Source organism: Sanguibacter sp. TS_SC_8 (assembly GCF_055361235.1).
The window spans coordinates 2675784-2688033 of the sequence record NZ_CM143955.1; the positions used below are offsets into that span (position 1 = coordinate 2675784).

The window sequence follows — 12250 nt, forward strand, 5'->3', positions numbered from 1 at the left end:
TGTCTGGGAGAGTTAGACCATGACCGATGTCGCTCGAGCCCCCCAACGCATCCGTGAAACTCCCCCGCAGCCCTTCCACGGGGTGTACGACAGCCCGGCGCTCGCGCACGCCTTCGGCGTCACGCCCGCCCTGCTGCGCATGTGGGTCGCCGGGATCCGGGTCGCCCCGGAGGGCTTCCCCGAGCCGGAAGGGATGCTCAACGGCGGCAACATCTGGAGCGCCGAGGCGGTCGCGCCGATCATCGAGGCACGACGCCAGCTCATCGAGCGCGGCGTGATCAGCGCCGAGGACTCACCGAGCAGCTGAGCGCTGCTAGTCGCCACCCTGCTCGCGCAGCTCGCGCCGCTGCTGCTCGATGGTGAGCAGCTCGGTGAATGCCTGGGTATAGGCCTCGGCTTCTCCGACCGGGTCGATGCGCTGCAGGCGGCTGCGGGCGTTGCCGATCTTGCGGGTGAAACCTAGGTCGAGGAAGGCCCGCACGATCCCGCGGACGTAGTCCTCGATCGCTCCCGGGCGGTCCTCGGGCAGCGGTGCCACCGCGAGCTCGTTGACGAGCGCGAGCACGGGCGCGCTCGACTCCTCCGCGACCAGCGCCACCCACTCGGAGTCGCCGCGTCCGGCCGCCGACGCCAACCCACCGGTCGCCCGGATCGCCTCGTGGACCGCCCGCCAGGCCGGCACGGTGAACGCGTCACCGGGCAGGTCGTCGACGAGGGCCGCCGGGACCATCTGCGGGTACTGCAGGATCACCTCGAGCGTCTGGCGCTCCAGCCGGGCGATCGGGTCGGTGTGGCCGGGCCGGGCGAACCCCTCCCCGGCGAGGCCGGCCGGCAGCTGACCGCGGTCGCCGCCCGCCGGTGTCCCCGCCGTGGTCCCCGCCGGTGGACGGGCCGTGGCCGCGGTGGCCCGCCCGGCGTCGTGCACGGCGCGGCGCACGGACTCTCCGTCCATCCCCAGCCAGCCGGCGAGCATGCGCGCGTACTCGGGGCGCAGCGCCGTGTCGCGGATCCCGGCGACGACGGGAGCGGCCGAGCGCAGCGCAGCCACCCGGCCCTCCGCCGTCTCCAGGTCGAAGGTGGCCAGCGTCGTCTTGAGGACGAACTCGAAGAGCGGCTGACGGCCCGCCACGAGCGCCTGGACGGCCTGCGGGCCGCGCGCCTGACGCAGCTCGCACGGGTCCATGCCGCTCGGCTCGACCGCGACGAAGGTCTGGGCGTAGAACTTCTGGTCCTCCCCGAAGGCGCGCATGGCGGCCTTCTGACCGGCCGCGTCGCCGTCGAAGGTGAAGATGATCTCCCCGCCGGAGGACCCTCCCCCGGCGAGCTGGACGCCGGCGCCCGAGCTGGTGTCGCCCACCAGGCGGCGCGTGAAGCGCACGTGGTCGGAGCCGAAGGCCGTGCCGCAGGTCGCCACGGCGGTGGTCACCCCGGACAGGTGCGCGGCCATGACGTCGGTGTACCCCTCCACGACGACGATCTGCTTGTTCTTGGCGATGTCCCGCTTGGCGAGGTCGATCCCATAGAGCACCTGCGACTTCTTGTACAGGGCGGTCTCGGGGGTGTTGAGGTACTTGGGGCCCTGGTCCTCCTCGTAGAGCTTGCGCGCACCGAAACCGATCGTCTCCCCGGTCACGTCGCGGATGGGCCACACCAGGCGGCCACGGAACCGGTCGTACACCCCACGGTTGCCCTCGCTCATCAGGCCCGACGCCGCGATCTCGGGTTCGGTGAACCCCTTGCCGCGCAGGTGGCGCAGCAGGTTGTCCCAGCCGTTGGGGGCGTAGCCGACACCGAAGTGCAGCGCGTCGCCGCGGTCGAAGCTGCGCTCGGCAAGGAAGGCGCGCCCCGCGGCCGCCTCGGGGGTGAGCAGCTGCTCGGCGAAGTACGCGGCAGCGATCCGGTTCGCCTCGAGCAGGCGCTGGCGCCGGCCCGGCTCCTCGGTGCGCCGAGGTCCGCCGCCCTCCTCGTAGCGCAGGGTGATGCCCACCCGACCGGCGAGGTACTCCACGGCCTCGGAGAAGCCGAGCCCGTCCATCTTCTGCACGAAGGAGATGACGTCGCCGCCCTCGTTGCAGCCGAAGCAGTGCCAGCGGCCCACCTGCGGGCGGACGTGGAAGGACGGGGAGCGTTCGTCGTGGAAGGGGCACAGCCCTTTCATCGATCCGACGCCGGCGGAGCGCAGGGTGACCTGCTCGCCGACAATCTCCTCGATTCGCGCCTTGTCACGGACGGCGTCGACATCTTCACGTTTGATCAGGCCTGCCACGTCCCTGAGTCTAGGTGCCTGCGGAGGCGCCGGGCGCCCCGGCCATCTGCTCTGCGCACCGACGCGCGTACGCTCCCGGAGCGAGGCCGACGACGACGGCGAAGTCGGCCGTGAGGTGTGCCTGGTCGTAGTACCCGACCTGGGTGGCGAGCTCGGCGAGATCGCAGCGGGGATCGGCGGCGATGCGCTCGGCCGCCAGGTGCACCCGATGGCGTTGCAGCACCCACTTGGGCGTCACCCCGACGAACGTCGCGAAGTCACGCTGGAGCGTGCGGACCGACACCCCGGCCCGGGCGGCGAGGTCCTCGACCGTGGGGTGGGACCCCAGGCGCGCTGCCACGACGTCGGCGACCAGGGCGTTGAGCACCGCGACGCGGGGGTCGAGGGCGGGGTCGGCGCTCCGCAGCAGGGCGGTCACGGCCTCAAGCACCGCCGCAGTGCCGCGGTGGTCGGTGATGTCGAGCCGCGCGGCGGTCTGCGCTGCCACCGGGTCGAAGATCACCGTCGCCGGGACCACCCGGGCCCGCAGCTCAGTCAGGGGTCGGCCGAAGAAGGCATGGAATCCCGCCGGTCGGAACTTGGTCCCAACGGCGGCCCCACGCCCGCGCAGGTGCCGGGTGGACAGTCCGGCAGGCGTCCCGTGGGCGGCGAAGAGGTGCGGTTCCACCACGAGGTTCACGCACGGGTGCGGGACGATCGTCTGCGCGAACGCCGTCCCGGGCTCGAGGTCCCAGCGCACCACCCAGTGCCATTCGACGAAGGGTGCGAGATCGGGTGCGGGCTCCACGCGTTCCAGGGTGAACGCTCGTCGAGCGGCCGCCGGGTCGACGATGCCGCCGACGCCGGCGCTCGGGGACCAGGCGCCGGTCGGCGCAGCACGGTGTCGCATTCTTCCAAGAATGCCATGCACGACCGACAGAGACTGGCAGGGCCAGCTCGTCCGTCACCGCCCCAGGAGCACACCGTGGTCGATCCGATCCCCGCACACATGAGCACCCTCCACACGAACATCTCCGTCGCTGGTTCCCGCGAGGCACTGACCTTCTACTCCCTGGCCTTCGGTGCCGAGGTGGTCTCCACCCTCGAGGCGGGTGGGCAGGTGATGCACTCCCTGGTGCGCCTGGGAACCTCGACGTTCACCGTCGCGGAGGCGATGCCCGACTTCGGCTCGGCAGCCCCCGACCCGGAGGGACCCACCCATGCCTCGTTCACCGTCAACGTCACCGACGTCGACGTCGCCTACGCCCGCGCCGTCGCGGCCGGCGCACGATCCGTCGCTGCGCCTGCGGACCAGTTCCACGGAGACCGCACGGCCACGCTGCGCTGCCCCTACGGGCACCGCTGGTTCCTCAGCCAGCACATCGAGGATGTGGACAACGCAGAGGTCGAGCGCCGCATGCTCGAGTGGATGGCGTCGTCCTGAGAGGCGCCGGGAACTCGCGCGGCTCAGCGGCGCACGCGTCCCGGCTGGACGAGGCGGGCGTGCCACTGGGCGGCGCTGATGTCGGTGAGCGAGGCGACCTGGTCGACGACGATCCGCAGCCGGCGGGCGTCGTCGCCCGCCTCGCGCCAGTCCGCCGCGAAGGACGGCTCGAGGGCGATCGGGGCCCGCTCGGTGAGCACCTCGACGAGGTCGGCGATGAGCTCGCGCTGGTGGATGTAGAGCGGCTCGGCCTCGCGGGGAGCCATGATGTACGCCACGGCGAGGCCCTTGAGCACGAGGATCTCGGCGAGGGTGTGCTCGGGGACCACGAGGGTCGCCGCGTAGCGGGTCAGCGGGCCGTCGCCGTACTGGGCCCGGGTCGCCTTCTCGGCGGCCTTGGCGAACCGGCCGATGAGCGAGCTGGTGGTGTCCTTGAGGGTGGCCATCGCCCGGCGCGAGCCGTCGAAGCCCTGCACCAGCAGCCCGGCGGCGTCGAGCCGGTCGATCCCCTCGCGGAGCCCCTCGGGTGAGACGAGGTGCCCGTACCAGGTCTGCACGGCGTCGATCACCCGCGCCCGCTCCTCGTCCGCGGCGAGCACCGACAGGTCGAACCGTCCCCCCACGATCCCGTCCTCGACGTCGTGGACGGAGTAGGAGATGTCGTCCGCCAGGTCCATCACCTGGGCCTCGAGGCACTTCACGCCGTCGGGCGCGCCCTGGCGGAGCCACTCGAAGACCGGCAGGTCGTCGGCGTAGACGCCGAACTTGTGGGTGGGGCGCCCGTCCAAGCGCAGCGGGCCCTGACGGTAGGCCCAGGGGTACTTGACCGAGGCGTCCAGGCTCGCGCGGGTGAGGTTGAGGCCGACCCCGCGACCGTCCTCGGAGAAGACCTTGCCCTCCAGCCGGGTGAGCAGCCGCAGCGTCTGGGCGTTGCCCTCGAAGCCGCCGATGTCCTTGGCGAGGTCGGCCAGGGCCCGCTCGCCGTTGTGTCCGAACGGGGGGTGACCCAGGTCGTGGGCCAGGCACGCGGTGTCCACGACGTCCGGGTCGCAGCCCAGCGCCTTGCCCAGCTCGCGGCCCACCTGGGCGACCTCGAGGGTGTGCGTGAGGCGGGTGCGGATGAAGTCGTCCGACTCGGGACCGTGCACCTGGGTCTTGGCCCCCAGCCGGCGCAGCGCCGAGGAGTGCACGATGCGCGCCCGGTCCCGTTCGAAGGGGGTGCGGGACTTGCTCTTGGGTGCTTCCTTGACCCATCGCGCACGGTCGGCCTTGGTGTAGCCGGTGGCGCTGTGGGTGCGGCTTGCGTCGGTGTGTGGCACGGGTCAACCATATCGACCACCGCGGCGCTGCCCTGCCGCGGGCATGCCGCGGTCCTGCCGCAGATCTACCGCAGCCGCCAGACCTGGACGCCCGGGCCGTCCCCGGGGAGGTGGAGGCCGGCGTCGGTGGCGGTGAGCGGGGCGCCGCCGTAGAGGTTCTTCGCCTCGGTCCCGTCGGCCACGAGGGTCCCGGGCAGGGTCGCGCCGGCCCAGGGGGCGCGGGCGACGAGGACGAGGACCGACTCCTGGGGTGACTCACGCAGGTACGCCACGGCGTCGTCGGCCACCACGACCCAGCGCAGGCCGCCGCTGCGCAGCGCCTCGCTCGAGCGGCGCAGCGCGATGAGCCGGCGGTACACCTCGAAGGTGGCGGCGTCCCAGCGCTCCGGGTCGTCCCAGGGCATGGTGACCCGGGCGTGCTCGCCGTTGATGCCGAGGGCGCCCACCTCGTCCCCGGCGAAGACCACCGGGGTGCCGGGGTAGGTGAACAGCAGCGTCGCGGCCACCTCGACCATCGCCGCCGAGCCCGCCAGCGAGCGCAGCCGCGGGGTGTCGTGCGAGCCGAGCATGTTCCACTGCGTGGCCAGCACCTTCCACGGCACGACGGCGTCGAAGTCGCGCATGGCGGCGACCATGGCGGTGCCCGAGCGCCGCGGCAGGGTCGTGGGCAGGCCGATGGCCGGGACCGGGCTGTCGGGGGCGACGATCCAGGACCACACGGGGCGGGTGAACGCCGAGTAGTTCATGTTCGCGTGCCAGCCGTCGCCCATCATGTCCGCGCCGGAGTCGTGGAAGTGCTCGGCGACGAGGACGGCGTCGGGGTTGATCGCGGTCATGGTGTCCCGGATGGTCCGGGCGACCTCGTGGGTGTCGTCCTGGTCGCCGAAGCGGCCGGTCATGTTCGCGACGTCGACCCGCCAGCCGTCCAGGGAGAACGGCGGGGCGATCCAGCGCCCGATCACCGAGGCGGGGCCTTCGATCATCGCCCGGGCCAGGGCCGGGGTGGCGTAGTTGAGCTTGGGCAGGGAGTCGTGCTCGAGCCAGCTGACGTACCCGGGGGCGTCGTCGGTCCAGTAGTAGTAGGACGCCTCCTCGCTCGAGCGGTCCGCCTGGGCGGCGGTGAACCACTCGTGCCCGGAGCCGGTGTGGTTCGTCGTGATGTCGCCCATGAGGTGCATGCCACGCTCGTGCACGGCGCGGGAGAGCTCGATGAGCGCCTCGTCGCCGCCGAGCAGCGGGTCGACCCGGTCGAAGCTCGTGGCGTCGTAGCGGTGGTTGGACCGCCCCGGGAAGATCGGGGTGAGGTACACGGTGCCGACGCCGAGGTCGGTGAGGTGGTCCAGGTGCTCGCGTACCCCGGGCAGGTCACCGCCGTAGAGCTGGGAGCCGACGCCGGGCCCGGAGCCGACCGGCTCGTCGCCCCACTCGGCCGGCTGGGCCCACTCGGGCACCGGCTTGTCCGCGATCGCGCGGGCGAAGCGGTCGGGGAAGATCTGGTAGACGACCGAGTCGGTCATCCAGGACGGTGCCGGGTCGAAGACGGTGAGGCGGAAGTCCGCGGTGTCGGGCACCTCGCGGGCGAACACCCCGCGGCCGTTGAGCCACAGGTAGCCGCCGGGGGCGTCGATGAAGAAGCGGTAGCTCGTCACCGGGTTGTGCACGAGGACCTCGGCCTCGTACCAGCGGTCCGTCGCGGTGACCTCGGCCAGGCGCGCCTGCGACATGCGCGGCTCGCCGTCGCGCACCACCCGCAGGTGGACGCCGCGCTCGGTGCGGTCGGCCTGCCCGTCCTGCTCGGGTGGGCCGAGCGGGATGCGCACCCGGACGGTGACGCTCTCACCCAGGCGCGGCACGAGGGTGGAGACGTACAGCGAGGAGCCGTCGTGGTGCGGGTCGCCGAGGAGGTGACCCGCACCACGGGTGGACGGCACCGTCATCCCTTGACAGACCCGGCCGTCAGGCCCGAGACGATGTACTTCTGCAGGAAGAGGAACAGCAGGATCACCGGGATCGCGCTGAGCACCGCGCCGGCGGCGAACTGCCCCCAGGGGGCGTTGCGTTCGTCGGAGGCCCACTGGTAGAGGCCGACGGCGAGGGTGAGCTTGTCGGTGCTCTGCAGCACCGTCTTGGCGATGATGAACTCCCCGTAGGTCCCGACGAAGGACAGCAGGCCGACCACCGCGAGGATCGGGGCGACCAGGCGCAGGATGATCGTCCAGAAGATCTGCGCGTGGCTGGCGCCGTCGATCTTGGCGGCCTCGTCGATCTCCCGGGGGATGGTGTTGAAGAACCCGTACATGAGGAAGGTGTTCACCCCGAGCGCACCGCCGAGGTAGACCATGATCAGGCCGATCTGGCTGTTGACACCGAGGATCGGGAAGACGTCCTTCAGGCTGAGCAGGACGAGGAAGATCGCGACGACGGCGAGCATCTGCGGGAACATCTGGATGAGCAGCAGCGCGGTGAGCGAGGAGTGACGCCCGCTGAACCGGAACCGGGAGAAGGCGTACGCGGCCGCACCACCCATGAGGACCGTGCCGATCGCCGTCACCGTGCAGATGACCAGGGAGTTGACGGCCCAGTAGCCGAAGTCTGTCTCAAAGAGGCGCTGGAAGTTCTCCAGGCTGACCGTACTGAAGAGGTCGTTCGAGCCGGTTAGCGTGCCTCCGGGGTTGAGCGCTGCGGAGAGCACGTAGAGCAGCGGCAACGCGCAGTAGATGATCGTGACGATCCCGACGAGGTGGCGCCAGCCGATCTCGCGCCACCAGCGGGCACCCTTGGGCGCATCGCCGCGATACTCGACCGGCTTGCCGGTCGACGGTGACACCTGCGTGGTTGCAGTGATCATGTCAGAGCTCCTCGAGTGAGCGGGTGCGGCGGAAGCCGAGCCAGGAGATGAATCCAACGAAGATGAAGATGAGGATCGAGACCGCCGCGGCGAGTCCGTACTGCTTCACGCCGCTCTCGAAGGCCACGGAGTAGACCATCGAGATGAGCAGGTCAGTCGATCCGATGATGAGCGGGCTCCCTGGGAAGTTGGGGCCACCACCCGTGAGCATGTAGATGAGGGTGAAGTTGTTGAAGTTGAAGGCGAACGAGGAGATGAGCAACGGCGCGACCGAGATGAGCAGCAGCGGGAAGATGATCTTCGAGACGATCCGGAACGGCCCTGCGCCGTCCAGCTTGGACGACTCGATCACGTCGTTCGGGATCGCCTGGAGGGCTCCGGTGCAGATGAGGAACATGTACGGGAAGCCGAGCCAGAGGTTGACGCCGAGCACGGCGAGCTTGGCCAGCCACGGGTCGTTGAGCCACCCGATGTCGGCGCCGCGGAAGATCACCTCATTGATGAAGCCGAAGCGCTCGTTGAGCATCCCCTTCCAGACCAGCGCCGCGAGGAACCCCGGGAAGGCGTACGGAAGGATCATCAGCGCCCGGTAGACCTTCCGGCCGCGGATGCGCGGGTCGTTGAAGACGAGGGCGAGGGCCAGCCCGAGGACGAAGGTGGTCGCCACCGAGAGGAAGGCGAAGGCGAAGGTCCACAGCGCGATCTGGAAGAAGGCTCCCGAGATCCGCGAGTCCGTGAACATCTTGGTGAAGTTCTCGAAGCCGACCGAGACCTTCCAGCCCGGGGTGAGCCGCTCACCGTCCTCGGAGACGAAGTTGCCTCGGTCGTCCGGGGAGTAGACGACACCGTTCTCGATGTTCGTGAAGGTGTCGGTCGCCTCGTCGTAGTTCAGCGTCGGTGCGTAGACGTAGCCGTTGGAGGCATCCTGGGTACGCAGGCTGCCACCGCCGAGCTCGTCGGAGAAGGCGACCCGCATCGTCGTCACCTCACTCTGGCGCTGGGCAACCTGGGCGAAGCTGAGGACGTCGTACCCGGGGACGCCGGTCACCTTGCTCGCCTCGATGGTCGCGTCGGAGACCGGCTCGAGCGCGGTGTCGGTGTCACCGACGAGCGCTTCACCGTCCTGGACGATGGCGAAGGCGAGTCCGTCGTCGTTCGCCAGGATCGTCAGCGGGTAGCTCGCGGAGCCTTCGACGCGCGTCTCGGTCTGCAGCTCGATGGAGGAGATGGCCCCCTGCTTGTCGAGGATGTGACCGTCGCCGTAGTTCGTGAAGGCGATGTAGCCCGTGTAGAACATCGTGAAGATCTGGTAGACCAGCAGGAACAGCAGCCCTGGGACCAGGTACTTCATCGGGATCGCGCGCCGGGAGAAATACACGTAGTTGGCGGCGATGAGCGCGAGCACGAGGAACACGACGATGCCCCAGGACTCCACTCCGGCGGCCGCGAGGATCCCGTACAGGCCGAAGGCGTTCACCAGCGCCATGAGCACGAGCTTGGCGACGAATCCGGGCTTCATGTCGCGGGCCGCGGAGCGGTCGGCTCTGGGTGTGGGCTCGCTCGCGTTCGTGCGCTGTCGGCGGTTGTCAGGCGGTCGGACGGCCGTCGGCTGGTCAGTCATGGTCTTCCCCTCGGGAATGGTGCGGCCGGGACGGCGATGTCCTCAGGACCTGTGCTCGGGACGCAGATGTGGGAGCCGTCGAAGGCTCCCACATCTGCGCGATACGTGCGATGTCTCAGATCACGAGCTGGCGATGGCCGCCTCGATGTTGGAGATCATCGTGGTCCATGCCGCGGCGGGGTCGGTTGCGGCGCCCGAGATGATCTCTGCCTGACCGATGCCCCAGAACGACCAGACCGAGGCCATCGCGGGGATGGAGGGTTGGGTCATGCCGTCTGCGCCGGCCTCGCCGAAGCCGACGAGGATCGGGTCCTCGACCTTGGCTGCGGACGCGGCGAGGGCGGGCGAGCGGCCGCCGGCCTCGTAAAGCGCGTCCTGAGCTGCCTCGGTGGTGAGGTAGTTGGCGACGAAGTCGTTCGCCAGGACCGGGTTCTTGGCGAAGGCACTGATGTAGGCGCCTTGGACACCGACGAAGGGACGAGAGACCTCACCGCCGGCACTCGGGATCGGCAGGACGGAGATGTCCAGGCCGGCCTCGGTGAAGGCCGTGGTGTTCCACGGTCCGGTGATGATGTAGGGGCTCTGGCCGTCGATGAAGGCCTGCTTGGCCTTCTCGCCGTCGATCGCGGTGTCGAAGACCTTCTCCTGGCCCATCTTCTGGAGGAAGTTGGCGAAGTTCGTGCCAGCCTCGCCACCCATGGCGACGGTGTCGGTGTAGGAGCCGTCAGCGTTCTGCTCGAAGACGATGGCACCGAAGGAGGACTGGATCGGGTACATGTGGTACGGGTCGCCCTCGGCACCCTGCTGGATGAGAACCGGGTAGGTTCCCAGGCCCTTACCCTGCTCGACGAGCGCCTCGAAGGTGTCCGGGGTCTCGGTGGCGAGCGCGTTGTTGCGCACGAGAGCGATGTTCTCGATCGCGTAGGGCGTGCCGTAGTTCTGGCCGTCGTAGGCGAAGGCGGTGGCGGCCGAGGGGACGAAGCCGGACGCCGCGTCACCGAGCTCGACGGGAGCGACGAGGCCGTTGCTGACGAGCTCGCCGAGCCAGTCGCTCGCGCCGATGATGACGTCGGGGCCCTCCCCGGTCTGGGCCTGCTGGACGAACTCCTCGCGGATGTCACCCGAGGCCTTCTGCACAAGGTTGACCTTGACGCCAGACTCCGCGGCGAATGCTTCCGCGACGCCCTTGACGTCATTGATGCGGACCTCGTCGACCCACATCGTGAATTCGCCTGCGGCGGCCGCTCCGTTCGTCGCGTCTGCCGAGGGCGTGGTGTCGCTGCCGTTGTCGCTCGACCCGCAGGCCGCGAGGGCGAAGCTGGTGACCAGCACGCCGGTAAGAAGGATGCTCCGTCGCATCGTCTGTCTCCAAGGATGAGGGTGGTCCGGCCGCAGCCGGTGAATCCACCGACGTTGGCCCTGATGTCACCGACCCTAAGCCGAAGCCCGGACGACTTGCAAGCCGTTACAGTAACTTTCATGCAACGATCGATCGTGGGGCAGTGCGGCTGACGGGTTTTTCCCCATATCCTAGGAGTTCGCTCCCATCTGCCGTAGCATCGAGCGCTGGCAGGTAGTCTGCAAGTCGTTGCAAGAACCCCTCACCCACACACGCGAACCGGCGTGACGACGCCCGGCACGAGACAAGGAGGTCTGGTGTGTCCCTGACCCACATCCCAGCCGAGACGCTGGGACCCAAGACCCGACTGACTGATCTCGCCAAGCAGGCCGGCGTCAGCACCGCGACCGTCTCCCGGGTGCTCAACGGCAAGGTCGGGGTCGCCTCGGAGACCCGCCAGGCCGTCCTGGCCGCCCTCGACGTGCTCGGCTACGAGCGTCCCGAGAAGCTGCGCAACCGGTCCGCGGGCCTCGTCGGGCTGATCGTCCCCGAGCTCACCAACCCGGTCTTCCCGGCCTTCGCGCAGACCATCGAGAGCATGCTGTCCCAGCGCGGCTACACCCCGCTGCTGTGCACCCAGTCCCCGGGTGGGACGACCGAGGACGAGTACATCGAGATGCTCCTCGACCACTCGATCGACGGCATCATCTTCCTCTCCGGACGGCACGCCGACACCCAGGCCAGCCGCACCCGCTACGAGCAGCTGCGCAGCCGCGGCGTCCCGCTCGTGTTCATCAACGGCTACGCCGCCGACATCGACGCCCCCTTCGTCTCGGCCGACGACATCGCCGCGATGGAGCTGGCGGTCCGTCACCTCGTCTCCCTCGGCCACCACAAGATCGGCCTGGCCACCGGTCCCGACCGGTTCATCACCGCCAAGCGCAAGGTCGACGGCTTCCGCGAGGCGATGGCCCGCCACCTCGGCATCGAGGACGCCACCGAGCACATCGTCACCTCGCTCTTCACCGTCGAGGGCGGTCAGGCAGCCGGCGGCGATCTCATCGACTCCGGTCACACCGCGATCGTCTGCGGCTCCGACCTCATGGCCCTGGGCGCGGTCCGCGCCGCGCACCAGCGCAAGCTCGCCGTCCCCGACGACGTGTCGATCATCGGCTACGACGACTCCCCGCTCATCGCCTTCACCGACCCGCCCCTGACCACCGTGCGCCAGCCCGTCTCAGCGATGAGCCACGCAGCGATCAGCGCGCTCATGAGCGTCATCTCCGGTGCACCGACCCCCCGCTCGGAGCTGTTGTTCCACCCCGAGCTCATCGTGCGCAACTCCACCGGCGCCTCCCCCGACATGCGCCTGCACGCCGCTCAGCGCAACGGCTGACGCCCACACACCTTCCTCACTGACCAGCCGCACCCTCT

10 protein-coding genes are annotated in these 12250 nt (G+C 69.7%); 3 read left to right on the forward strand and 7 right to left on the reverse strand.

Going from position 1 to position 12250, the window contains the following annotated elements; all coding sequences use genetic code 11:
• Window positions 1–19 precede the first annotated feature (19 nt).
• Window positions 20–307: a hypothetical protein gene (locus ACWA15_RS12155; protein ID WP_464055547.1), complete on the forward strand. Its 288-nt coding sequence runs from the start codon at window positions 20–22 to the stop codon at window positions 305–307.
• Window positions 308–313: 6 nt separating this feature from the next.
• Here ACWA15_RS12155 and dnaG read toward each other — a convergent pair whose 3' ends face one another.
• Window positions 314–2266, reverse strand: coding sequence for a DNA primase (gene dnaG, locus ACWA15_RS12160; protein WP_464055548.1), 1953 nt, complete (start codon window positions 2264–2266; stop codon window positions 314–316).
• 10 nt (window positions 2267–2276) lie between these two features.
• Window positions 2277–3155: an AraC family transcriptional regulator gene (locus tag ACWA15_RS12165; protein WP_464055549.1), complete on the reverse strand. Its 879-nt coding sequence runs from the start codon at window positions 3153–3155 to the stop codon at window positions 2277–2279.
• Between the two features lie 99 nt (window positions 3156–3254).
• Here ACWA15_RS12165 and ACWA15_RS12170 point away from each other — a divergent pair, with 99 nt between their 5' ends.
• Window positions 3255–3689: a VOC family protein gene (locus ACWA15_RS12170; RefSeq protein WP_464055550.1), complete on the forward strand. Its 435-nt coding sequence runs from the start codon at window positions 3255–3257 to the stop codon at window positions 3687–3689.
• A 23-nt stretch (window positions 3690–3712) separates the two neighbouring features.
• Here the strand turns inward: ACWA15_RS12170 and ACWA15_RS12175 are convergent, their stop codons facing one another.
• The 5 genes from ACWA15_RS12175 to ACWA15_RS12195 form a co-directional block, all read right to left on the reverse strand.
• Window positions 3713–5008, reverse strand: coding sequence for a deoxyguanosinetriphosphate triphosphohydrolase (locus ACWA15_RS12175; protein ID WP_464055551.1), 1296 nt, complete (start codon window positions 5006–5008; stop codon window positions 3713–3715).
• Between the two features lie 65 nt (window positions 5009–5073).
• Window positions 5074–6945 carry a glycoside hydrolase family 13 protein gene (locus tag ACWA15_RS12180; RefSeq protein ID WP_464055553.1) on the reverse strand — a complete coding sequence of 624 codons (1872 nt, stop codon included), beginning with the start codon at window positions 6943–6945 and terminating at the stop codon, window positions 5074–5076.
• Window positions 6942–7856, reverse strand: a complete 915-nt coding sequence (locus tag ACWA15_RS12185; protein ID WP_464055555.1) for a sugar ABC transporter permease — start codon at window positions 7854–7856, stop codon at window positions 6942–6944. Before ACWA15_RS12185 ends, ACWA15_RS12180 begins: the two co-directional genes overlap by 4 nt.
• A 1-nt stretch (window position 7857) precedes the next feature.
• Window positions 7858–9477 carry an ABC transporter permease subunit gene (locus tag ACWA15_RS12190; protein ID WP_464055557.1) on the reverse strand — a complete coding sequence of 540 codons (1620 nt, stop codon included), beginning with the start codon at window positions 9475–9477 and terminating at the stop codon, window positions 7858–7860.
• A gap of 120 nt (window positions 9478–9597) precedes the next feature.
• Window positions 9598–10836 carry a sugar ABC transporter substrate-binding protein gene (locus ACWA15_RS12195; protein WP_464055558.1) on the reverse strand — a complete coding sequence of 413 codons (1239 nt, stop codon included), beginning with the start codon at window positions 10834–10836 and terminating at the stop codon, window positions 9598–9600.
• A gap of 305 nt (window positions 10837–11141) precedes the next feature.
• Between ACWA15_RS12195 and ACWA15_RS12200 the strand changes: the two genes are divergently transcribed.
• Complete coding sequence (locus ACWA15_RS12200) at window positions 11142–12212, forward strand: LacI family DNA-binding transcriptional regulator (RefSeq protein ID WP_464059495.1); 1071 nt, start codon at window positions 11142–11144, stop codon at window positions 12210–12212.
• Window positions 12213–12250 lie beyond the last annotated feature (38 nt).

Bases quoted from the DNA above. Each gene is read 5' to 3' on its own strand.
- ACWA15_RS12185 (WP_464055555.1), bottom strand. From the start codon at position 7,856: ATGATCACTGCAACCACGCAGGTGTCACCGTCGACCGGCAAGCCGGTC.
- ACWA15_RS12190 (WP_464055557.1), bottom strand. From the start codon at position 9,477: ATGACTGACCAGCCGACGGCCGTCCGACCGCCTGACAACCGCCGACAG.
- ACWA15_RS12195 (WP_464055558.1), bottom strand. From the start codon at position 10,836: ATGCGACGGAGCATCCTTCTTACCGGCGTGCTGGTCACCAGCTTCGCC.
- ACWA15_RS12155 (WP_464055547.1), top strand. From the start codon at position 20: ATGACCGATGTCGCTCGAGCCCCCCAACGCATCCGTGAAACTCCCCCG.
- ACWA15_RS12170 (WP_464055550.1), top strand. From the start codon at position 3,255: ATGAGCACCCTCCACACGAACATCTCCGTCGCTGGTTCCCGCGAGGCA.
- ACWA15_RS12180 (WP_464055553.1), bottom strand. From the start codon at position 6,945: ATGACGGTGCCGTCCACCCGTGGTGCGGGTCACCTCCTCGGCGACCCG.
- ACWA15_RS12165 (WP_464055549.1), bottom strand. From the start codon at position 3,155: ATGCGACACCGTGCTGCGCCGACCGGCGCCTGGTCCCCGAGCGCCGGC.